This is a genomic window from Erwinia typographi (assembly GCF_000773975.1).
Lineage (GTDB): Bacteria > Pseudomonadota > Gammaproteobacteria > Enterobacterales > Enterobacteriaceae > Erwinia > Erwinia typographi.
In genome coordinates, this window is sequence record NZ_JRUQ01000003.1 from 1 (window position 1) to 21,835 (window position 21,835).

Consider the following 21,835-nt stretch of genomic DNA (forward strand, 5'->3'; position numbering starts at 1 on the left):
CAGAATCGTGTACAGGGTCACATTATCTGGTGCCTCAGCGACTGGTGATCAATCAAGATGGTATTGCTATCAGTGGCAGACTACGTTACAGCCATGATCCAGAGTGAGCCTTAATGAAAAACGGTGCCAGAGAGTTGAGAACAGCATTAGCCAGCGTTTTCGCATCAGCACAATCATGGCCACAGAACTGCAGAATTCACGTACCTCTATGTTGGTTCGCATAATGTATATTATGTTAAATATAGTTCGCCATCTCTTTAGTTCATAACCACCTGTAGACCACGATCAATCATACACTTACCCTACCTTCATCTTTTACTTGCCGCGCGTTATGTTTGCCGGTTATTTTCTTTATAAGCTCATTAGATCCATAGGCTACACAGGCTCGGCCCCAGGCCTGTGTTCCCTGCTTGCTCTGGTTGTTCACACATACGCCGTCCTGTTGGTTAAGACTATTACCTCGTTTGCTTTCGAGACTCTTTTTGCAACTGTTCTTCAATCCGCCGCTGTTTGTTCCGCCGGATCCTGTCTACGTAATCATTGATAGCTGCGGCCTTAATTGGCAATTCTTTCGTCCAAAAATCCTGTGGCACAGTAACGCTCAGACTCTGCCTCGAAGACCGCAGCCGGCGGCTTCAAAATAAGGTATTAATTGGTGTTGTGCTCTACCTGAATGCGTACAACAGCCTCTTGCATGGATATCCAGAATAACTCGTCCATAAAGGCTTTCATCTCGCGAAAGCTAACGAGTTTCACAGTACTACTGCGTTATTTACTGTTCCGTTACTCCCCTTTCTCCGATTTCTGGTGAATTATGTTACCCGCCCATTGACGTTATTATTTCCTGTGGTTAGCATAAGGCACGCTGTATATAAATACAGCGTTCTATATTGATAAGGAAGACAATAATGAGTAAAGATCAGGGAACAATGAACGTATCCGAAAACCCGGGAAGTGGCATCCACTGGGGGGGCGGTAATGGAAACGGCGGTAACGGAAAAAACAATAGTGGCGGAGGGATTAGCGTCTCACAGGCGCGGCGCGGCGAGTCGTATATGACCCCGTGGGGGCCGGTTGTCATTAACCCGCAAGGGCATCCGGTGATGAACGGAACGGTGATGACCGAAAGTAACTCCTCGATGGTTGACGATCTCTCAGGCGGCGTTGTCCGCGTACTGAACAGTCTGGTCAGCAAACCCAGAAGCCACCCCTCAAACAGCGGAGGAAAATCCTCCACCCAGACGGCAACGGAAAACTACCTTGCCGGTGGCAGCTGGGCGCCAGGCGGTCCGGTTGATCCCACCCTGATAAACAGCGCGATACAGGCGGTTATTGTAGCGCCGGTCAGCGCAGACAAAACGGGTATCCGGTCAGTGGCGGTCTACAGAATGATGCGTTCAGCGTTTGATGCGGTTCCTCTCAGCGCTCAACCGCCGGCCCGCGACCAGATAGTTCAGGCGTGTCATACGTGTCATAAAGCGATGCCGGATCGGGTTACCACCAAACGCGAGACAGGAGGACGTAACGGGAGAACCATAACCGGAACCGGTCCGAACAAACAGAAGAAAAGGCTGGGCGAGTTAATCCCGCATATTGCCTCAGACTTCAATGAGGCACTGAATCAGCATCAGGCAGCTGCCCGCGCAAAAGCTGCAGCGGAGGCGAAAGCGAAAGCAGAGACAGAAGCCCGCGCAAAAGCCGCAGCAGAGGCGAAAGCGAGAGCAGAGGCAGAAGCCCGCGCAAAAGCCGCAGCAGAGGTGAAAGCTAAGGCAGAAGCTGATGCTGTGAAAGATGCTATCAAATTCACTTCAGATTTTTACAAAGAAGTTTTTAGTGTTTATGGCGAAAAGGCAGAACAGCTTGCTAACTTATTAGCAAACCAGGCCAAGGGAAAAACGATTCGAAATATTGATGATGCTTTGAAAGCTTATGAAAAACATAAAGCAAACATCAACAAAAATATTAATGCACAAGATCGTGCAGCTATTGCTAAAGCTTTGGAGTCGGTCGAGGTGAAAGAGGCTGCCAAAAACTTTGCTAAGTTTAGTAAAGGGCTTGGTTATGTTGGCCCTACGATGGATGTTGTTGATTTATTCATGGCGTTGCGAAAAGCCATCAAGGAAGATAACTGGAGATCATTCTTTGTTAAGGTCGAAGCTATCGCCATCAGCTTTTCCGCGACGCAATTAGCTGCACTGGCTTTTGCTTCCCTTTTAGGAGCCCCTGTCGGTTTGCTTGGATATGCATTAATTATGGCTGGTATCGGCGCGTTAGTTAGTGACGATGTTGTAGAGGCAGCAAACAAAATTATCGGGATTTAAATTTCCTTTTGGATTTATTAACCTCTTCAAGGTCGTCATTTTTATGACGACTTTTTTTTATCTCATTAAATATAAAAACCAAGCCAAAAGGGATGGACACAATGAAATTAACTAATACAAACAGAGTAAGAAGATAGGTTTTGGGAACACCATCTTTAAATATTCCTGTGACCCAAAACTTTTCATCACTATATTTCAGTGCTGTCTTCTCAATCTGATACCAAGATAAAGGGAACAGTATGGCGCTCACAAGGCTGAAAACATTGAAATAAAGTATTCTCACTTGATTATTATCACCATTACTGCAAAAAAGAACAATTCCAGCGATTAAAATACTCCAAAACACTTTGCTAATGTAATATTTGAAATCCATACTCATCTTTTCCTGCAAAGATACTCTGTAAACAGGATATTACTATCACATGGCCCACAAGGGAATAACCATGTTTTTTATCTCGGTCACCGTACCCATAGTTTCCCCCTGAAGGATAAGCGTCAGAGCTGCGGGCGTTCGGGGATGAACCTTTGGCCCAAATTTTACGCCGGCTGCAAGACCGCGCTCCTGCCATCATTTGTAGGCTCCAGAATACGCTCTCGCTCGGCCACCGCCACTGCTGCCAGTATCTGGATAACAATTTTTCCCACAGTACCCTCGGTACTGAGGCCATTCTCCAGGAAGCGGATGCCAATTAAATTCACCGTTATTCCTCGCCGATTGACGGCTAAAAAGCGAAAACACCCAGCAATTAACGGGTTAATATTCGCCCTATCCTACTGATTACTCTCACCTATACAAATATTTACATATTTAGATGAAACCTTTTAAGAATCTCTAACGCAAATCATTATCATTGACTTTCTCAATTATTAAAAACCACCAACGACACAACAGCACACCACTTTCAATTTGGCGGGAAATATTATTATGTCTTTGAATCGCAGGGAAACTTGCGCGGGACCAGGCGCGTCTGGTCTCCGCAAAATCTTTACTCAGTCGTTGCTGACGATGGCTGTTCATGCCCTTCTTAATCCGGCGTTAGCCGCTGATACCACCACCAGTAATCCCCAGCAAGATCTGGTCGTTGATGCCACCACCGGCAGCGATACCAGCGCACAGGACAAAACAGACTACCAGGTAAAAACCACTCGCGCCGGTACTAAACTTTTGCTGACACCGCGCGATGTCCCCCAGTCCGTCAGCGTCATTACCCAGCAGCGTATGCAGGATCAGCAGCTGCAAACGGTTAATGACGTGCTGAATAATACCACTGGTATTACCAGCGAGCAGGACGATAGCGAACGCTCCTACTACTACTCCCGCGGCTTTCAACTCACCAACTTCACTTTTGACGGCATTCCTACTTCCATGGGTGATTCGTGGAACTTTGGTGACGCGGCTTCAGACACCGCAATTTATGACCGCATTGAAGTGGTGCGCGGAGCAACCGGACTGATGACCGGCGCAGGCAGCCCGGCGGCCTCAGTCAACATGATACGTAAACGGGCCGACAGCAAGGAATTCACCGGCACGCTGAATGCCAGCTACGGTAGCTGGAATAAACAACGTTATGTTGCCGACATTTCCGCCCCGCTAAATGAATCAGGAACGGTACGTGGCCGTGTCATCGGGGGTTATCAGAATCAGGACGGCTGGCTGGATCGCTACAGTAAAAATACCAAATTCCTCTACGGCGTAATTGATGCCGATCTCACTGATAACACCACGTTGTCGCTCGGTTATGATTATCAGGATGCCGATACGAAAAATCCCACCTGGGGAGGCAACCCGGTCTTTTACAGCAACGGTTCTCTGACCCACTACAATCGCAGCCTGAACTCCTCCGCCGACTGGACTTACTACCACACCACGGCACGTAAAGTGTACGCCGACCTGGTGCACAACTTTGATAACGGCTGGAGCGTCTTCCTCAATGGCACCCATGCTGAAAACACGTTCAGTGACAAGTTACTTTACGTAGGTTACACGTCCTATCCGGATCGTGACAGCGGAGAAGGTGCCGATGGCTATGGCAGTATGGATCGGGGCAAACGCGAGCTGACATCGGTCGACGGCTATGCCAGCGGCCCGTTCGAACTGTTGGGTCGCCAGCATCAGCTAATGGCGGGTGTTAGCTACAGCCGTCAGCATAATGTCACCTATAGCAGCGACGGCATTACCGACCAGGATGCCTATGACATCTCGCCCAGCGATATAGGCGTGTTTAATAACAACTGGAATGGCAATATCGCTGAACCAGCCTGGGGAGACTGGTATCAGAATGCCGATGATGTGGTGCGGCAGAAATCGGCCTACACCGCGGCGCGCTTCTCGCTGGCCGACCCGCTGTCGCTGATTGTGGGGGCACGTTATACCCAATACAGCACCGATGGCAGCAGCGGCAACATGGATAAAAATAACATCACCCCCTATGCCGGTCTGGTGTATGACATTAACGATACCTGGTCGGCTTACGCCAGCTATACCTCGATCTTCCAGCCGCAAACCTATCGCGACAGCTCCGGCCAGTATCTGTCACCGGTTACTGGCAAGAGCTACGAAACCGGCCTGAAATCTGCCTGGTATGATGGCCGTTTGACCGCCACCGTGGCGATCTTCCGTATTGAACAAAACAACGTTGGTCAGGAAGAAAACGGCGTTTATGTGAATAACAGCAGCGAACAGGCCTATACAACAACCAAAGGCGCGCGCAGCAAAGGGGCTGAATTCGAGCTGAATGGCGCTCTGACCGATAACCTGCAAATGACCTTTGGTGCGACCCGCTATGTGGCGCGCGATTCGGATGGGCGGTATAACCCGAACCAACCGCAAACCGTTTTCAAACTGTTTACTCGCTATCAACTGCCGATGCTACAGGAGTTAACCGTTGGCGGCGGCGTCACCTGGCAGAACCGCGTGTTTGAAGATGACACTGCGCCAGATGGCAGCACCCAGCGCGTTTATCAGAGCAGCTACCCGCTGGCTAACCTGTTCGCGCGCTATCAGGTGACCAAACAGGTATCGGTGCAGGCTAATATCGCTAATTTATTCGACCGCACCTATTACTCCTACATGAACAACTACGTTTACGGTGAACCGCGTAATTACTCCGTCAGTGTCTCCTATGCATTCTGACAGCCTCCTGCCCCGGCCCATGGCCGGGGAGATTGGGGAGATTGACCTGCGTCGACGGCGTTTGCTGTCGGCACTGGCTCTGTCTCCCTGGCTGGCCGGATTTCCTGCGCTGGCCGCCCTGCCGCAGCCGCGCATTATCGCCCTTGAATGGCTGCCGCTGGAAATGCTGCTGGCCCTCGGCGTGACGCCGCTGGCCGCAGCGGATACCCGCGATTACGGCCTGTGGGTGAAGGAACCCGCCCTGCCCGCCGGTTTGATTGATGTTGGACAGCGCTCAGAACCCAACCTCGAATATATCGCTGAGCTGAAACCAGACCTGATTGTCTATTCGCAGGGATACGGACCTCATGCTGCCCAGCTACAGAATATTGCCCCGACGATGGAATTCGCCTTTACCGACGAACAGGGCAAACCTTTAGCAAAGGTACGCAGTGGATTACTTTCTCTGGCTGGGCGGCTGGGAAAGACTGAGGAGGCGCGCTTACATCTTGCCTGGTTTGACCGTCAGCTGGTCGCGGCCCGCGAACAGCTGATCGCCTGGCGTCGCCAGCCGCTGCTGGTTTTTTCGTTAATTGATCAGCGTCATGCGGTGATCCTCGGTAACCGCAGCCTGTTTGGCAATGTGATGCAACAGCTGGGCATTGAGAATGCCTGGCAGGGTGAAGACGGTTTCTGGGGGACGGCGACGGTGGGCATTGAACATCTGGCAATGTTACCCACGCTACGGGCGATTTGTCTCGATCATGGTGACGCTGCTATCCGCAATCGCATCAGCACCACGCCACTGTGGCAGGCTCTCCCTTTCGTTCGTCAGAACGCGCTGCGCATTGTCCCCGCGATCTGGATTTTTGGCGCCACGCTCGCTGCTCAGCGCTTTTGCCATATGCTGCAAGAACTGGATAAAAAATGGTAAAACGTACGCCTCTGTTAGCGATTTTGCTGGCTGTCGCCGCCGCGCTGATGTTGTCCAGCTATAACGCCGGACAGGTGTTGCCATACCGTGAATGGTCCACGGCGATGCTGCGTCCCAATGCTACGGATATTCATCAGGTCCTGTTCCGTTACAGCGTGCTGCCAAGGATAGTGATGTCGCTGCTGATCGGCGCGGGGCTGGCGCTGGCTGGCGTCCTGTTTCAGCAGGTACTGCGCAACCCGCTGGCCGAACCTGCCACGCTGGGCGTTGCCAGCGGGGCGCAGCTGGGCGTGACCATGGCCAGTCTCGGTATGCTGCCAGGCGGAGCACTGGGACAACCGCTCGCCGCGCTGTCAGGAGCACTGGTGGTCGGCGTGGCGGTGTTTGGCACCGCGTGGGGGAAACGGCTCTCGCCGGTGACGCTGATTCTGGCGGGGCTGGTGCTGAGCCTGTATTGCAGCGCGATTAACAGCTTGCTGGCGTTGTTCCATTATCAGGAGCTGCAAAGCCTGTTTTTATGGAGCAGCGGCGCGCTGAATCAGCAGGACTGGCATCAGGTGCTGATGCTGCTGCCGTTTCTGCTACCCGGATGGTTGCTGGCGCTGCTGCTGGTCAGGCCGCTGACGCTGCTGGGCATCGATGACGATATCGCCCGCAACCTCGGGCTGGGGCTGAGCGCTGCCCGGCTGGCGGCGCTGGTACTGGCGATCGCCCTGAGCGCGCTGATGGTCAGTGCAGTCGGGGTGATCGGTTTTATCGGTCTGTTTGCCCCTTTACTGACTAAACTTTTCGGTGCGCGTCGTCTGCTCTCGCGAATGTTACTGGCCCCGCTGACGGGTGCGCTGCTGCTGTGGATCTCCGACCAGTCCATGGTGTTGCTGGCACAGGTATGGCAGGAAGTCCCTACCGGAGCCGCCACTGCTTTGCTTGGCGCGCCCGTCCTGCTGTGGCTGTTACCGAAGTTGCGCCATACGGAGATCGCCAGCCGCAACGGCCTGCTGAAGGAGCGTCAGCGGCCAGGTATATGGATTGCTGGGGGGACGCTGTTGTTATTCTTTGCACTGGCGATCGTACTGATGGTGGGGCGTAACAGCCATGGTATCAGCTGGGCTGGAGGCAATATTGGACAGCTGTTGCCGTGGCGTTGGCCGCGCACTCTCGCAGCGCTGAGTGCCGGTGTTATGCTGGCACTAGCCGGTACGCTGATTCAGAAACTGACTGCCAATGTGATGGGCAGCCCGGAGGTGCTCGGCATTAGCGCCGGATCGGCATCCGCGACAATCGTGATGATGTTTTTACTGCCTGCCGCAGGCTTTAGCTCAATGCTGTATGCCGGCAGTGCCGGGGCAGCCCTGACGCTGGCAGTGATCCTGCTGGTCGCGGGTCGTCAGCACTTTTCCAGTCAGCGCCTGTTGCTGGCTGGCATAGCACTAGGCACGCTGTTCTCTGCCGCGATTTCGCTGCTGCTGGCAAGCGGCGATCCTCGCCTCGGTAATCTGCTGGCCTGGATTTCCGGCTCAACCTATGGTGTGCAACCCGCACAGGCCGTAGCCAGCGCTCTGCTAACGCTGCTGCTACTGGCGCTGACGCCATTGTGCAGCCGCTGGCTAAATATTCTGCCTCTGGGCAACGACAGCGCCCGCTCGTCAGGCGTACCGCTGGTCCGCGCTCGCCTGACTATCCTGCTGCTGGCTTCAGTGTTAACGGCTGGCGCAACGCTAACCGTCGGACCACTGAGTTTTATCGGGCTGATGTCACCGCATATGGCGCGCATGATGGGCTTTCGCCGCGCCGTACCGCAGCTGGGTATGGCAGCAATCATCGGGGGACTACTGATGCTGATTGCCGACTGGTGCGGCCGCATCCTGATGTTTCCGAATCAGATCCCGGCAGGGCTGCTGACCACCTTTATTGGCGCGCCCTATTTTATCTATTTGCTACGTCAGCAGGGGCGAAATTAAGGGCAGTATCAACTTAACTGCTCCTCAGATTGACTACTACGCCCTGCGGCCTCGCTATCGAATGCGTGACCGGTCGGGCGTAGCCGGTCAGATTTGCGCCAGGCCGCCGTCGACAGCAACTTCGCTGGCGGTCATGAAGCTGCTGTCGTCCGATGCGAGAAAGGCCGCCGCCGCCCCGAGCTCCGCGGGATCGGCCATGCGCTGAAGCGGATTCATCGCGGCGAAGACCTTCATGCCCTCCTCGCCTAGCGCTTCCTTAGCGAGTTCAGTTGCCGTCGGCCCTGGCGTCAGCACGTTTACCCGGATACCGGTGCCCTTCAGATCCAGCGCAAAGGTCCGAGCGAGATTACGCACCGCCGCCTTGCTCGCACTGTAGGCGCTGAATGCCGGAGCGCCCGTGGTGCCAGCGCTCGAACCAGTCAGAATTATCGAACCGCCCTCGCCCATCAGCGGCAAAGCCTTCTGAACCGTGAAGATCGCCCCCTTCACATTGGTGTCAAAGATTTCGTCGATGTGCTCGCCAGTGATCTTGCCAAGCGCAAGCTGGCTTCCCGCTCCGGCATTGGCGAAGACGATGTCGAGGGTTCCGCGCTCATCCTTCACCGACGCGTAAAGTCGATCCAGGTCATCAAGATCGGAAACCGAGCCTTTCACCGCGCGGGCATTGGGCCCCAGCTCTGCCACCGCGGCGTCGAGCGCTTCCTGCCGACGGCCAAAGATGAAGACGAAGGCGCCCTCCTCGATAAAGCGCTTTGCTGCGGCGCGACCGATGCCGGTAGCGCCCCCGGTGATCACTGCGGTCTTTCCATCCAGTCTGTTCATATCATGCACCCTTCGTTTGAGTTGTACGGAATCAGGTAACGGCTTACTTGCGGGCCAGTGTGCGATTCTGATAACCTGAGGTCAAGTATGCACCTTTTGGTAAGTATCAAAAAAAATGACCCAATCTTCTCAACCTGAAACCTGTGGTATCGGCTTATCCTGCGGGCTCGGCGCCACGCTTCGCATCATCTCGGGCAAGTGGAAACCGCTGATCCTTTTTTTCCTGCGCGACGGTCCGAAGCGCTACGGCGAGCTCAAGCGCTTGATCCAGGGCGTTAGCGATAAGGTACTGATCCAGCAATTGAAGGATTTGGAAGCCGATCGCGTACTGGCGCGGACCGACTACCAGGAAGTGCCGCCGCGCGTGGACTACAAGCTGACCCCGCTCGGCCGCAGCCTGGCCGAGGCGATCATCCCGCTGTGCAGTTGGGGCACTGAGAACATGGAGGAAATGACGAGCATCTTCGACAAACGAGACCGGTTGCTCCAGCAGGATGCTGAAAAACCGCAGGATTAATTTTTGTTAGTGGATCTGACTTTAACTCCAGACCCCGAGGATAGGAAATCTTCCAACTGCATCTGCAATTGACGTCGGGTCTGTGGTCCAGAGTGATGAATGCCATAACCTGAAGGAGCGCAGCCGCACTCCTGCAGACGGTGTTATCTCAATGCAATATCAGCAGTTGCCATATTCAGCGCAGCGTCAAAAGGAGCTTTTCCCGCCCCCGCAAGCCATTCTTTCAGTGTCAACATCGGACCGAACTCTCTCTCTAAGGCTGGGATATCTGCAATTCCTGCAACCACGCCGTTGTCCACAAGTTCCGTCAGTTTTCTCAGGAACACGTTGCCTGCCAGCAACTCTTCTGAAAACCGCTGATAGCGAATTGGGTGGCCTGCAGCAAGCGAGAAAGCGCACTCCAAGTCTTTGCCGGTAATACTCTGCCCTGAGAGCTCCAACGCCTGACCTGCGTAACGCTCCGGGTGGCATAGGATTTCGGCATTAATTCGGCCAAGATCGTTAAGCGCAATCATCTGCATAGGCTGATCCCGATGCATGAAAAAGGTGAATACACCCGTGTTCAATCCCATACCAGGCAGCAGCATCATCTCCATAAAGCTGGCCGGACGCGTGATCGTAGCGGCGATCGGCAGGCCGCGAATGTGCTCCTCTATCTGGGACTTGCTGTCGAAATGCCCCATGCCGGTCAGACCTTTTCCCGCCGCTCCGCCCGAAGAGTACACGATGAATTCAACGTTTGCTGCAACCGCACTATCGGCGATTGCTTTGCCCTGCATCACCTCCTGTTCGTCTGACACCAGGCCGGATGGCGAACTGGTCTGCACGCTAAACACACGGTCGACGCCCTGCATCGCCCGCTCAATCGAGGCACGGTCAAACAGATCGCCCACAACCAGTTTGATGCCCTGTTCGGCAAGAGCTCTTGCTTTATGGCTTTGGGCATCCCTGACGAAGGCACGTACCGTTTCCCCCCTGGCTTTCAACGCTCTTGCCACAGCACCGCCCTGCTGCCCGGTAGCACCAAAAACCAAAAATTCCAAAGACTGTTGCATTTCAGTAACCCATAGTAACTTTTGAAGGTTCTCATTTTGAACTATCATGACATTTCCGCAAGACGGCACTTTTTTGATACTGAGTTACAGAGAGATAACCAATGGAGAGTATTCCTGAAGATGGACAGACCATGATGCCAGATGAGGTCAATGGTCGACCTGTTCTACATACGCCCGGAGGCCCGGTACTGACGCCTTGTGCTCCCGGGAGTGTATTAGCCCGACTGGGAGACAAGTGGACAATTTTGGTTATTTCGTTCTTATCTCTCTATCCATATACCCCGATGCGTTTCGGGGTGCTTCGACGGGGCATCCCGGACATCTCGCAACGCATGCTGACGCTGACTTTGCGCAACCTTGAACGGGATGGACTGGTTTCGCGCCACTACTACCCTGAACTGCCGCCTCGCGTCGAATACGAGTTGACCGAACGAGGGCGCTCCATGTTGGCACCGCTGGCGGGCTTTACCCAGTGGATTCGCGACACATGGCAGGATATAGAAGCTTCACGACGCGCCTACGATGAAGCTGAATGAAGTTGGGGGGTAAACGTGACAGCAGGCGCGTGAGGGATTTAGCGTTCCGTCAGAGGCTTAAACGCCGCCTTCTCACTGACATGCAACCTTTGCCACAAACCCACTTCCCATTCGAGATACTGGCGTGCCGCTGATTTGTTGCCATGATGCCGGTCATGGGTAAAAAACAGATAATCAATACGCTCTGCATCTGATGGATAATCCGCAGAGGCGACGACTTCACCTCCCGCGGCTCGCCACTCTGCCATGCCGCCAGCCAACAGATTTATACGACTGGCTGGCGGCAATTCGAGGGAATACCAGCCAGCCTGCTGCGGATCATCGCTGATAAGCACAACATCGCTCACATCGCTACCGATAATATGAGCACGGGAAATCCATTTACTGCCGGGAAGATGCCCCTCTTTATAAGCCTGGCTGCTGCGAATATCCCATATTTCTACCGGATGTGACGCCCGTAACCGATCGTTTAATTGCGCCGCGCTTATTTCTGCTAATTCCGGCGCGGTGAGCGGGTTTTGCAACGGCTGGGTTGCCTGCCGGGCCACGGCAACGCCCCCGTTAAGGACATAAGCCTGATGCCCCATCTGCCGTAGCCAGTAGGCGGTGACCGGTGCCCTGACACTTTCCGAGTCAATCAGCACCAGACGCGCATTGCGCACCCCCACATACTGATCGGTAGCCTGCTGCAATTGGCCACCCGGAGCATACTGCACGCCCGGTATTGCGCCTGCGTTAAACTCTTTCTCAGTACGCACATCCAGCAGATAAACGGTTTGCTGTTCATCCTGCCACGCCCTGACCTGTTTTGGTGACACCCAACTGACGCCTGCAGATTCCGCCAGCGCGCAGGCACGCTTGACTCGCTCGGGGGTGACGGCCATCTCCTCCTGATAGCGACGGCTTTGCCCATGCTCAAGCGTATAGTCTGCCAGCATCCAACCCTGGGTGCCGTTTTCCAGGGCGTAGACTGGGTTCTTAACGCCTAAGTCAATCAGCGTCTGCGCGCCAATAATACTTCGCGTTCTCCCGGCACAGTTGATCACCACCGGCGTGCTGTCATCCGCCGCCAGGTCGTCAAAACGCGCACTCAGCTCGCCATTGGGGCAGCAGATGCTGCCGGGAATACTCATTTTCTGATATTCGCTAAAGGGGCGGCCATCCAGAATCAGCAAAGGCTCGCCACTGTTAATCCGCTTCTGAAGTGCTTCAGCGGAGAGGGATCGCGTATGCCGTAGTGCTTCAATGTGCTCGCCAAAAGTTTTGGAAGGAACATTCACCCCTTCAAACAGACTGTATCCGGCTTTTTCCCAGGCCTGGGTTCCTCCTGACAACAGGAAAACCTGCTGGTATCCCAGCGCTTTTAAACGGTTTAAAGCGGCGGCCGCCACGCCGCTCACGCCGTCGTCATACACCACAATGCGGACATGGCGGTTAGGTGCCAACCGGCTGACATCCAGCTCAAGACGGCTGTAGGGAAGCGGCACAGCGAAAAACAGGTGGCCTTCCCCATATTCGCCGTGTTCACGTAGATCAAAAATGGCCAGTTCCTGCCCATCACCCAGCCAGCGCTCAAGCTGGGTAACAGTAATATCTGCACTCATTACGTCAGTCCTTCAGTGGAGAATTAATAGAGATAGCTTATGGGCGGCGGGCAGCCATTCACGCGGAAGTCACCGATGGCACGGTACTTCCAGGCAACAGGATCGTGCGTGGTGTGGGTCCGCGCATTACGCCAGTGACGATCCAGACCGTGTTTACGAAGCGTCATAGACGCGCCGCCGACATCAAAAAGTGTCTGGCAGGCAAAGAGAGCCGCCTCTGTAACAATCGCTTTGGCTTCCGCGGTAATAACGGCAGCATCAATGGCGAGCTGCTCGATCTCTTCCGGGGCGGCGCCTGAAAAACGGGCGTCCGATGCCAGTTCAATCTGCTCCGCCGCCAGCAGCACCAGCGCTTCCGCACCGTGCGTACGGGCGGCGATTTCACCCACTTTATGCAATAAGTAAGGGTCTTTATTGCCCTGCGGCAGCCCGCTCTCTTTTACCGCGCGGACTTTGCTCCTTGCCCAACCGGCAGCATCGCTGAGCGCCGCCTGCGCAATGCCCACTTCAATGGCACAGTGCACAATCTGTGAGGCTGAACCGGTATGATGTCGCTGCTGCTGCCAGCGATGAACCCGCATGACTTCGTGCTCTTCGACCTTGATATCATGAAGTTCAGTCCGGCCACTGAGCGTGCCGCGCTGCCCCATGCCGGACCAGTCACTATGGCGCACCACGCCCGGACGATCGGCGGGGATCACCACAAGCACCGACTGGTCGTTATCATCCAGCGCCAGCACTTTTAACAGCTGTCCCATGAGCGCGCCGGTGCTGTAGTGTTTTTCACCGCTGAGGCGATACGCATCGCCATGACGCGTAAGCCGCGTACGCATTTCCCCACGATACTGGCCGCCCAACTCCGCGGACGCCCCGCCAACTAAGGTTCCCTGCGCCACCTGCGACAGGAATCTGGCGCATTGCTCCGGCGTTGCCATCAGGCGAGTACGTTCGACAAACACAAAATGCGGCAGCATGGCCTGCGCGACTGAAGGGTCACCCTTCGCCAGCGCGGCAACCAGCCGCGCCAGCTCCGGTATCGATCCTCCGGCACCGCCATACTCAACCGGGACGCGTAATGCCCCCAGACGCAGCTGGCTGATGCGTTCGAAAGCGGAAAAGTTCGCTTCACCGCTCCGGTCATACTCTGCCGACTCTTCGGCAAGTTGCTGACCGAGGATCTGCGCCTGGGTCAACAGCGTTACTGAATTTAAAACGGGTGCGCCCATGATCACTTCTCCAGCCAGGCATCGGCAAGCGTGGAATAGAACAGCATCGGCCCCTTGCGCAACCCCTGGAGTTTTTTCGAATAGAAGCCAAAGAACTTCAGCTCCAGCAAGTTGACAGAGGCGACGTCAGTCTGCACCAGCTCCTGCATCTGCCAGATATACTGCTGGCGTTTTTCCACATCGCCCTCCTGCTGGATGCCTTCAATGATGCGATCCATCTCCGGATTGCTGTAGCCAGAGTCATTACTGGAAGGCGTGCCGGGCTTGATATTTTTGCTCCAGAAGCGCCGCGTCACGCCAATTTGCGGGTCGGGATAGGCGGAATACCATTGAGAAAAGGTATCGAAGTCATATTCGCCAAACACGCGCCGGATCATCGCGGCCAGTTCCAGATTGATCAGTTCAACCTCAATCCCTACGTGTTTAAGCTGCTGCTGCATATACTCCGCTGCCCGTAAATAAACCTGGCCATAGGAAACCTCGGTAATATGGTTGATGCGCAGCCGCACGCCGTCCGGCCCACGTTTCAGCCCCGCGTCATCCAGCAACTGCTCGGCTTTTTCCGGCGAAAACTCATGCTGCGGCAATCCCGGCTTGAAAAACTGTTTCTGGAAACTCGGCACGCAGCTTTCCGCCACATTCGCCAGCCCGTACCAGACAATATCCGCCAGCCCTTTTCTGTCGATAGCATGAGCAAAGGCTTTGCGCACGCGCACGTCCTGGAAGGTTTTTCGGCGGAAGTTGAAATCAAAGAAGAAGATCGGTGCCGGAACCTGCCAGCCCTCGGTGTCCAGTACCAGATTAGGTTCGGCGGCGAGGCGCGCAACGTCGCTCTCCGCAACCGGGTTGTTGGCCGCGAACTGAATTTCGTTGCTCTCCAGCGCCACGCTGCGCGCCCCGGCATCCGGCAGCATTTTGAAGATGATCCGATCCAGATACGGTTTTCCCGTATCCCAGTAGTCTTCGTTGCGTTCCAGCACAATATGACTGCCGCGCACCCACTCTTTGAATTTAAAGGCGCCGGTGCCGATCGGTTTCACGTTCCACGGATTCGTCAGCGGGTTGGTCCCTTCATACAGATGCTTCGGCACAATCTGCGTTTCAGTACCAAACAGCACGGACCACAGTACCGGCGCCGCGCCGGTGAGACGCAGGATCACCGTGTGATCGTCCGGGGTTTCAACTGCCGTCACTTTGGCAAAGTTAGACGCCCCGCGAGGGTGAGTTTTCTTCACCACATTCAGGATCGACCATTGCACATCGGCGGAGGTAAAGGGGTGACCATCGTGCCACTTCACGCCTTTACGCAGATGGAAAGTGATGGATTTACCATCCGCCGACTGTTCCCACGACTCGGCCAGCTGAGGCTGGGGTTTGTAATCTTTATCGTAAGTGACCAGCCCGTCAAAAATGCTGGAAGACACCACTACCGCCGGGCTTGAGATATTGATCCCCGCCACCAGTCCGGCAGGTTCCGGCGTCACGTTGGCGAACAGCGTACCGCCTTTAATGACGCCATCGCCGGAGGCGTGACTGCTAACCTGGGCTGCAATCGCCGAGGGAAGAAAGCCCGAGGCGGCCAATGCGCCACCGCTGATAGCCATCATTTCCAGCAGACGGCGACGGCTAAGATGCAACAAGTCTGAAGAATCCATGCGAAACCCCTGATTAAGTTTTTTGATTCATTAATAAGAAAAAGTCAGCGGCGGTAACTCGCCATTAACGTAATAATCCCCCAGCGTGCGGTATTTATAGGCCAGCGGATCGTGGGTGGTATGCGTGCGAGCATTGCGCCAGTGGCGGTCAAGATTGCGGGTGCGCAGCGTTGCCGAAGCGCCACCGATATCAAACAGCCACTGAGAAACGGTCAGAGAAGCACGCGTTGAGACGGTTTTGGCTTCGGCAACGGCCAGGGAGGCTTCGGCAGCCAGCTGCTCGCACAGCGTGGTCGGCTGTCCAGCAAAACGGGCGGCGGCAGCCTTTTCCAGCTTAGCGGCAGCACTTAACACCAGCGCCTGCGCAACCCGACAATGCGCCGACATCTCGCCAACGGTATGCAGTAAATAGGGATCTTCACTGCCTTTGGTCACGCCGCTCTCTTTAACCGGACGGACATGCTGACGAGCGAATTCAAGCGCATCGTCCAGCGCCGCCAGTGCAATGCCCGCATCTATCGCACAGTGAATAATCTGCGCGGTGGCGCCCGCGTGATGACGCTGAGTGCGCCACGGCTCCATCATCAGTACCTCAGCCTTATCAACCCAGACGTTATGCAGTTCGGTGGTGCCGCTGGCCGTGCAGCGCTGCCCCATGCCGTTCCAGTCATCATGGCGAATGATGCCCGGTCGGTTGGCGGGCACAATGGCGGAGACCAGCTGGTTGTCAGCATTCAGGCAGCGGATCTTCAGCCAGTCACCAAATAACGCGCCGGTGCTGTAGTACTTAACACCGTTTAACCGGAAATGATCGCCTTCGGCGGTAAGGCGGGTTTGCAGCTCGCCACGAAACTGACCGCCGCGCTCGGCGGCCGCGCCGCTAAAAAGATAGCCTGCCGCTGCCAGCGGAAGAAATGCGTGCTGCTGTGCCGCCGTGCCCATCAGGCGAAGGCGTTCCACAAACACCACATGCCCTAAAAACGCCTGCGCAACGCTGGCATCGCCACGAGCCAGCGTTATATAGTGCTGCGCCACGTCGACCCAGCTTCCTCCCGCGCCGCCAACCGCCGTCGGCACCCGCAGCGCGCCGAGTCGCAGCTGACGAATCTCCGCGAACACGTCGAAAGGCAGAGTGCGTCCTGCATCTCGGGCAGAAGACTGTGTGGTCAGCCGCGCCGACAGTTCTCGCGTTGCCGTGAGTAATTCCCCGACCTCCGGCGTGTCGAGGGGACGTGCTGAATGTAACTCCGTCATGATATGGCTCTCCTGATGATTAACGACGGCTCTGCTGGAAGATGCGGATGGTGGCAAGCCACAGAATGGCCGTCCCTCTGCCGGGACAGAACTGGCGTCTGCGTCCGGCAATCTGCCTGCACGTTTGGGCAACGCTGTTGAAAACGGCAGCCCTGACTGATTTCGTAGGGATTTACCGGCGACTCTTCGTCAGGCGGGGCCTGGCGCAGGCGCCGCCGATCGGGGCTGACGCCGGGAATGGTGCTCAGCAACAGGCGGGTATAGGGATGCGCCGCGTGGCTCCACATGTTCTCCCTGGGCAGGACTTCAACAATGTGCCCGGCGTACATCACGGCTATGCGTGTGGCAATTCGTTCAACCACGGAAATATCGTGGCTGATGAAGAGAATTGAGACGCCGGTTTGCTGTTGCAGCGCCTGCAGAAGATCGACAATTTGTTTTTGCAGGCTGACGTCAAGCGCCGACACGGGTTCATCACAAACAATCAGCGCCGGTTCCGGCGCCAGCGCACGGGCGATGTTCAGACGCTGACGCTGCCCGCCAGAAAGCTGGTGGGGAAAACGATCCATCAGCGCGCTATCCAGGCCCACATCGTTAAAAAGCCGTGCGGCTTTCTCCCGACGCGCCTGACGCGACAGGCCGCTGTGCAGGCTCAACGGCAGATCAACGGCATTCACCGCGCGCTGACGTGGGTCCAGTGCTGACAGCGGGTCCTGAAACACCATCTGGATCGCCCGCCGCAGTGGACGCAGCTGGCGCGGCGATAACGCCGCCAGATTAGTGTCACGAAAGTGGATGTCGCCTTCCTGCACCTGCTGCAACCCTACCAGTGCCTTGCCCAGCGAGGTTTTACCGCAGCCGGATTCGCCAATCAGCGCGAGAACCTCTCCCCGATCGATATGAAAGCTGACGCGATCGACCGCGGTGAAGGTGGCCGCTGGCGTGGCATAGCGCACCGTCAGTTCCCGCACATCCAGTAAACGGCTCATAGCTGGCCTCCTGCCACCGACCGGGCATTGAGCAACTGGCGGGTGTAGGCGTGCTGCGGCTGCTGATACAGCCGCGCTGCTGGCTGGGTTTCCAGGCATTCGCCATTACGCAGCACGGCCACGCGATCGGCCAGTTCTGCCACTACGCCTAAATCATGGGTAATCAGCAAGATGGCGGTGCCGGTCTCTTGCTGTAGCGCAGCAAGCAACCGGATGATTTGCGCCTGAATAGTGACGTCAAGCGCGGTGGTTGGCTCATCGGCAATCAGTAATGCCGGGTTGCCGGCCAGAGCCATGGCGATCACCACGCGCTGGCGCATACCGCCCGACAGCTGATGCGGATAGCTGGCGTAGCGCTCATCCGCCATCGGAATTCGTACCTGGCGCAGCAGCGCCAGCGCCCGGAATTTGGCTTCTTTTCGCCCTACCCGATGATGTAAACGGACGGCCTCGGCAATTTGAGCGCCGACCGTCATCAGCGGGTTAAGCGCCGAAAGCGCATCCTGAAAAATCATCCCAATACGCCCGCCGCGCAGACGGCCCAGCTCAGCCTGGTTAAAATGGCGGATGTCCCGCCCTTCAAACTCCAGCCGATCGGCCGTGACGATCGCCTCAGCGGGCAACAGTCCTAATACGGCATAGCCCGTGGTGGTTTTCCCGCTGCCCGATTCGCCGACCAGCGCCAGCGTTTCCCCCGCCTCAATCGAGAAGTCCAGCTGCTTTACGGCAGCCTGAGCCTGACCACGGTAGGTGATGGTGAGATTTCTAACCTCTAACAGCGCCATTATTGCAGCCTCCCACGTTGCGGATTAATCACATCATTGATGGCCCGGCCAAGCAGGCTCAGGGATGCAACGGTAATAAAGATGGCGATCCCTGGAATGGCGGAGATATATCCGGCGCTGCGCAATACGTCTCTCCCCTGTCCAATCATGCTGCCCCACGACACCACATTGGGATCGCCCATGCCGAGGAACGCCAGCGCGGCTTCGGTCAAAATGGCATGACCAACCAGCATTGCCAGCATCGCCACTACCGGTATCAATACGTTGGGTAAAATGTGTAGCCACAAAATGTGCAGGTCACGCATCCCCATCACTTTACCGGCCAGCACAAAGTCGAGGTTCCGCAGTCGACGGGCTTCGCCACGCGCGATGCGCGCAACATTAGGCCAGGATGTGGCGGCAATACCGAATGTAATGGTCGAAACGGTTGGGCCGAGGATCAGCACCAGCACCAGCGTGAACAGCAGCGAAGGCATGATCTGAAACAGCTCGGTAATGCGCATCAGCTGGTTGTCGACCCAGCCGCCATAGAAACCGGCGATGGTCCCGATGACCAGGCCCAGCAGAGCCGTCAGCAATCCGGCAGACAGACCAATTGACAGCGACAGGCGCGCCCCCCAGGCAATGCCGCTCCAGATATCGCGCCCCAGCGTATCGGTGCCAAGCCAGTGCGCCGCACTCTGGCCCGGGGCGAGGTACGGACGAGCAATCATGGCGGTCGGATCGCTGGTGGTAAGCCAGGGAGCAAGTAAGGCAATCGCCACAATCAGCAGCAAAATGAAGGCTCCGCACCAGCCGCTGGCATGAATGCCTCTGGGTTTCAGCAAACTGAGCGCACTCATAAATGTCCCCCGCTACGGCTACGAGGATCGAGGGCGGCATGTACCAGCTCCGTTAGCAGATTCACGACCACCACAAACAGCGAGGTGACAAATAAGATGCCCAGCAGCAAATTCACATCGCGCGTGGATACCGCCGACAGCGCCAGCTGGCCCAGCCCCGGCCAGGCGAACACCGTTTCAATCGTTACCGAGCCACTCAACATTGCGCCAAACTGTAAGCCGGTCAGCGTCACTACCGGCAGCAATGCGTTAGGGATAATATGACGCCATATCAGGCGGAAACGGCTGCACCCTTTGGCGCGTGCCGTGCGGACGAAATCCTGTAGCGCTACGCCGCGAACCGACTCCTGCATCAGGCGGATATAGAGCGCGAGATAACTAAAGGCGAGGCATCCAGCAGGCATCAGCAGATGGCGCGTCACGTCCCAGAACCGGGCGAAGCCGGATAAATCGGCCCCCATGGTGCTGTCTCCGCTGGAGGGCAGCCACCCCAGTTTTACGGTAAACACCACCACCACCATCAGCCCAAGCCAGAACACCGGCATGGCAAAACCCAACGTGGCGATCAGGCCAATGAAACGTTCAACGACGGTCCTGCGCGTTACTGCCGCAATCACCCCCAGCATTGTCCCCAGCATCACGGCGATCAGCAGCGCAACCCCCATCAGCAGCAGCGTGGATGAGAGCCGTTCGGCGATCAGCTGCGTCACCGATTCGCTATAGCGAAACGACCAGCCGAGATCAAAGCTGAGCACGTTTTTCAGATAGGAGAAGAACTGAATCATCAGGGGCTGGTCGCTGCCGAACTGGCTGCGCAGCTGTGCCATAAATTCCGGCGTTGCGGCCCCCGCTTCCCCGGCGATCACGTCGGCCAGGTCGCCGGGCACGCTTTTCAGCAGGAAAAAATTAAGGATGATAACCATAAACGCCACCGGCAGCGCCTGTAACAGCCGGGCCAGCAGCGGATGCAGTTTGAAGCGTGACGGCTTCACAGGCGCAGCCCCGCTTGTTTCATCAACGGCAGTACCGCTTCGCCGAAGTAAGCAAGATCGGGCGCGTAGTCGTAAAATGCCACCTGCACGCCATCGCAGCCTGCCTGTTGCAGACGCTGCATATAAGCAACTATCTGTTCCGGTGAGCCGACCAGCTGAATATTGCCGCCAACGATTTTTTGGTCGCGCTGATGGCCGAGAAAGGCCTGGCTATCGCGCTTTCTTGAAGACGCGAAGAAATTATCCACCGCGACTTCGTCCTGCGCGGCAACAATGGCGCGGTAGTAATCCCACGCCTCTTTCTCCGTGGGGCGGCAGATGACCATTGGATTGATTAACGTTCGCAGCGTGCGCTGTTGTAACGCGGCAGCGGCTCTGATACGCGCCGTGTGCGCGGGCAGCGCCGCCAGCGCGGCCTCAATCTCTGCCCCCGCCGGGCTGGTGATAAAGACCAGGTCAGAGTGACGAGACGCGTAATCAATCCCTGCCTGGGAGCCGGTGGCATTGACCAGCAGCGGTCGCGCATAGCGCGGTTTGGCCGTTACCCAGCCCTCTTCGCTCGACCAGAATTCCCCCCTGAAGGTCACCTGTTGGTCATCAAGCCAGTAACGTTTGAGCAGCGCGACAAACTCTTCTGCCATGCGGTAGCGCGTATCGTGCTCAATTTGCGGCGCACCAAACATACGGGCATAGCTGTCCTGATTGCCGGTGACCATATTCAGCCCCCAACGCCCGCCTGAAATCAGATCCAGCGAGGCGCCAAAACGCGCCAGGTGCAGCGGATGCCATGGCCCATATAAAATATGCAGGGTAGAAATCAGCAGGATGCGGGAGGTCACCGCGCTCAACGCCGCCGTGGTCATAAACGGGTCGATACTGTGTTCGCGATAGCGGATTTCGCCGCCGTAGCCGCCCTTCGGATTCCACTCCGCAAGGCCGAAGACCAAATCGAACCCCAGCGCTTCCGCGTCGAGGGTCAGCCGTTTGTTATAGTCAAAGTGCCAGTCAGTGGTGCGTTCCAGCCGTGAAGGGCTCCAGCCGCCGTTCTGAATGGGCAGAAACAGGCCCAGCAAAAACGGTTGCTGGAGCACGCTGTGCAGCGGGCTGCCCACGATATCTGCGGGGGAAACGTCGTCAAAACCTGAATAAAGCGAAGTCATGTTCGGCCCGGTATGGTTGATGATGGGCCAATACTAGTGAGGGGATTTAGGGTACTGAAATGAGAAATGG

Annotated in this window: 19 protein-coding genes; 6 read left to right on the top strand and 13 right to left on the bottom strand. The window is 56.2% G+C overall.

Going from position 1 to position 21,835, the window contains the following annotated elements; translation table 11 throughout:
* The first annotated feature begins 908 nt into the window (after positions 1–908).
* On the top strand, positions 909–2,321 hold the full coding sequence (locus NG99_RS27370) for a colicin-like pore-forming protein (protein ID WP_052130479.1): 1,413 nt from the start codon (positions 909–911) through the stop codon (positions 2,319–2,321).
* Here NG99_RS27370 and NG99_RS00040 read toward each other — a convergent pair.
* Positions 2,308–2,700, bottom strand: coding sequence for a colicin E1 family microcin immunity protein (locus NG99_RS00040; protein WP_157032513.1), 393 nt, complete (start codon positions 2,698–2,700; stop codon positions 2,308–2,310). The two genes, NG99_RS27370 and NG99_RS00040, sit on opposite strands and share 14 nt — an antisense overlap.
* Before the next feature lie 158 nt (positions 2,701–2,858).
* Positions 2,859–3,020 carry a recombinase family protein gene (locus NG99_RS30300; RefSeq protein ID WP_408606376.1) on the bottom strand — a complete coding sequence of 54 codons (162 nt, stop codon included), beginning with the start codon at positions 3,018–3,020 and terminating at the stop codon, positions 2,859–2,861.
* Positions 3,021–3,246: 226 nt separating this feature from the next.
* Here NG99_RS30300 and fhuE point away from each other — a divergent pair, with 226 nt between their 5' ends.
* Genes fhuE through fhuB form a run of 3 tightly spaced genes read left to right on the top strand, consistent with a single transcriptional unit; the run spans position 3,247 to position 8,328 of the window.
* On the top strand, positions 3,247–5,454 hold the full coding sequence (fhuE, locus tag NG99_RS00050) for a ferric-rhodotorulic acid/ferric-coprogen receptor FhuE (protein ID WP_084110307.1): 2,208 nt from the start codon (positions 3,247–3,249) through the stop codon (positions 5,452–5,454).
* Between the two features lie 19 nt (positions 5,455–5,473).
* The gene (fhuD, locus tag NG99_RS00055) at positions 5,474–6,367 is read left to right on the top strand and encodes a Fe(3+)-hydroxamate ABC transporter substrate-binding protein FhuD (RefSeq protein WP_034887121.1); all 894 of its coding nucleotides are present in this window, start codon (positions 5,474–5,476) and stop codon (positions 6,365–6,367) included.
* Entirely contained in the window at positions 6,361–8,328 is a 1,968-nt protein-coding gene (gene fhuB, locus NG99_RS00060) for a Fe(3+)-hydroxamate ABC transporter permease FhuB (protein WP_034887123.1), read from the top strand. The genes fhuD and fhuB overlap by 7 nt, the downstream gene beginning before the upstream one ends.
* Before the next feature lie 87 nt (positions 8,329–8,415).
* Here fhuB and NG99_RS00065 read toward each other — a convergent pair whose 3' ends face one another.
* Entirely contained in the window at positions 8,416–9,150 is a 735-nt protein-coding gene (locus NG99_RS00065) for an SDR family NAD(P)-dependent oxidoreductase (protein ID WP_034887125.1), read from the bottom strand.
* 115 nt (positions 9,151–9,265) lie between these two features.
* Between NG99_RS00065 and NG99_RS00070 the strand changes: the two genes are divergently transcribed.
* Complete coding sequence (locus tag NG99_RS00070) at positions 9,266–9,667, top strand: winged helix-turn-helix transcriptional regulator (protein WP_034887128.1); 402 nt, start codon at positions 9,266–9,268, stop codon at positions 9,665–9,667.
* Between the two features lie 143 nt (positions 9,668–9,810).
* On the opposite strand, the gene NG99_RS00075 is transcribed toward NG99_RS00070, so the two are convergent.
* A complete protein-coding gene (locus NG99_RS00075; RefSeq protein WP_034887178.1) occupies positions 9,811–10,722 on the bottom strand; it encodes an NmrA/HSCARG family protein in 912 nt (303 codons plus the stop codon).
* Between the two features lie 101 nt (positions 10,723–10,823).
* Here NG99_RS00075 and NG99_RS30170 point away from each other — a divergent pair, with 101 nt between their 5' ends.
* On the top strand, positions 10,824–11,258 hold the full coding sequence (locus NG99_RS30170) for a winged helix-turn-helix transcriptional regulator (RefSeq protein WP_269745660.1): 435 nt from the start codon (positions 10,824–10,826) through the stop codon (positions 11,256–11,258).
* A gap of 38 nt (positions 11,259–11,296) precedes the next feature.
* Here the strand turns inward: NG99_RS30170 and NG99_RS00085 are convergent, their stop codons facing one another.
* Genes NG99_RS00085 through NG99_RS00125 form a run of 9 tightly spaced genes read right to left on the bottom strand, consistent with a single transcriptional unit; the run spans position 11,297 to position 21,765 of the window.
* Positions 11,297–12,862: a rhodanese-like domain-containing protein gene (locus NG99_RS00085; RefSeq protein WP_034887129.1), complete on the bottom strand. Its 1,566-nt coding sequence runs from the start codon at positions 12,860–12,862 to the stop codon at positions 11,297–11,299.
* Positions 12,863–12,885: 23 nt separating this feature from the next.
* Complete coding sequence (locus NG99_RS00090; RefSeq protein WP_052130480.1) at positions 12,886–14,088, bottom strand: acyl-CoA dehydrogenase family protein; 1,203 nt, start codon at positions 14,086–14,088, stop codon at positions 12,886–12,888.
* A gap of 2 nt (positions 14,089–14,090) precedes the next feature.
* Positions 14,091–15,743 carry an ABC transporter substrate-binding protein gene (locus tag NG99_RS00095; protein WP_198138708.1) on the bottom strand — a complete coding sequence of 551 codons (1,653 nt, stop codon included), beginning with the start codon at positions 15,741–15,743 and terminating at the stop codon, positions 14,091–14,093.
* A 30-nt stretch (positions 15,744–15,773) separates the two neighbouring features.
* Entirely contained in the window at positions 15,774–16,997 is a 1,224-nt protein-coding gene (locus tag NG99_RS00100; protein ID WP_084110309.1) for an acyl-CoA dehydrogenase family protein, read from the bottom strand.
* The gene (locus NG99_RS00105) at positions 16,994–17,986 is read right to left on the bottom strand and encodes an ABC transporter ATP-binding protein (RefSeq protein WP_052130481.1); all 993 of its coding nucleotides are present in this window, start codon (positions 17,984–17,986) and stop codon (positions 16,994–16,996) included. The genes NG99_RS00100 and NG99_RS00105 overlap by 4 nt, the downstream gene beginning before the upstream one ends.
* A complete protein-coding gene (locus NG99_RS00110; protein WP_052130482.1) occupies positions 17,983–18,771 on the bottom strand; it encodes an ABC transporter ATP-binding protein in 789 nt (262 codons plus the stop codon). Before NG99_RS00110 ends, NG99_RS00105 begins: the two co-directional genes overlap by 4 nt.
* The gene (locus NG99_RS00115) at positions 18,771–19,613 is read right to left on the bottom strand and encodes an ABC transporter permease (RefSeq protein WP_034887131.1); all 843 of its coding nucleotides are present in this window, start codon (positions 19,611–19,613) and stop codon (positions 18,771–18,773) included. Before NG99_RS00115 ends, NG99_RS00110 begins: the two co-directional genes overlap by 1 nt.
* Positions 19,610–20,605, bottom strand: coding sequence for an ABC transporter permease (locus NG99_RS00120; RefSeq protein WP_034887133.1), 996 nt, complete (start codon positions 20,603–20,605; stop codon positions 19,610–19,612). Before NG99_RS00120 ends, NG99_RS00115 begins: the two co-directional genes overlap by 4 nt.
* Positions 20,602–21,765, bottom strand: a complete 1,164-nt coding sequence (locus tag NG99_RS00125) for an LLM class flavin-dependent oxidoreductase (RefSeq protein ID WP_034887136.1) — start codon at positions 21,763–21,765, stop codon at positions 20,602–20,604. Before NG99_RS00125 ends, NG99_RS00120 begins: the two co-directional genes overlap by 4 nt.
* Positions 21,766–21,835 lie beyond the last annotated feature (70 nt).

Bases quoted from the DNA above. Each gene is read 5' to 3' on its own strand.
- NG99_RS27370 (WP_052130479.1), top strand. From the start codon at position 909: ATGAGTAAAGATCAGGGAACAATGAACGTATCCGAAAACCCGGGAAGT.
- NG99_RS00040 (WP_157032513.1), bottom strand. From the start codon at position 2,700: ATGAGTATGGATTTCAAATATTACATTAGCAAAGTGTTTTGGAGTATT.
- fhuE (WP_084110307.1), top strand. From the start codon at position 3,247: ATGTCTTTGAATCGCAGGGAAACTTGCGCGGGACCAGGCGCGTCTGGT.
- fhuD (WP_034887121.1), top strand. From the start codon at position 5,474: ATGGCCGGGGAGATTGGGGAGATTGACCTGCGTCGACGGCGTTTGCTG.
- fhuB (WP_034887123.1), top strand. From the start codon at position 6,361: ATGGTAAAACGTACGCCTCTGTTAGCGATTTTGCTGGCTGTCGCCGCC.
- NG99_RS00065 (WP_034887125.1), bottom strand. From the start codon at position 9,150: ATGAACAGACTGGATGGAAAGACCGCAGTGATCACCGGGGGCGCTACC.
- NG99_RS00070 (WP_034887128.1), top strand. From the start codon at position 9,266: ATGACCCAATCTTCTCAACCTGAAACCTGTGGTATCGGCTTATCCTGC.
- NG99_RS00075 (WP_034887178.1), bottom strand. From the start codon at position 10,722: ATGCAACAGTCTTTGGAATTTTTGGTTTTTGGTGCTACCGGGCAGCAG.
- NG99_RS30170 (WP_269745660.1), top strand. From the start codon at position 10,824: ATGGAGAGTATTCCTGAAGATGGACAGACCATGATGCCAGATGAGGTC.
- NG99_RS00085 (WP_034887129.1), bottom strand. From the start codon at position 12,862: ATGAGTGCAGATATTACTGTTACCCAGCTTGAGCGCTGGCTGGGTGAT.
- NG99_RS00090 (WP_052130480.1), bottom strand. From the start codon at position 14,088: ATGGGCGCACCCGTTTTAAATTCAGTAACGCTGTTGACCCAGGCGCAG.
- NG99_RS00095 (WP_198138708.1), bottom strand. From the start codon at position 15,743: ATGGATTCTTCAGACTTGTTGCATCTTAGCCGTCGCCGTCTGCTGGAA.
- NG99_RS00100 (WP_084110309.1), bottom strand. From the start codon at position 16,997: ATGACGGAGTTACATTCAGCACGTCCCCTCGACACGCCGGAGGTCGGG.
- NG99_RS00105 (WP_052130481.1), bottom strand. From the start codon at position 17,986: ATGAGCCGTTTACTGGATGTGCGGGAACTGACGGTGCGCTATGCCACG.
- NG99_RS00110 (WP_052130482.1), bottom strand. From the start codon at position 18,771: ATGGCGCTGTTAGAGGTTAGAAATCTCACCATCACCTACCGTGGTCAG.
- NG99_RS00115 (WP_034887131.1), bottom strand. From the start codon at position 19,613: ATGAGTGCGCTCAGTTTGCTGAAACCCAGAGGCATTCATGCCAGCGGC.
- NG99_RS00125 (WP_034887136.1), bottom strand. From the start codon at position 21,765: ATGACTTCGCTTTATTCAGGTTTTGACGACGTTTCCCCCGCAGATATC.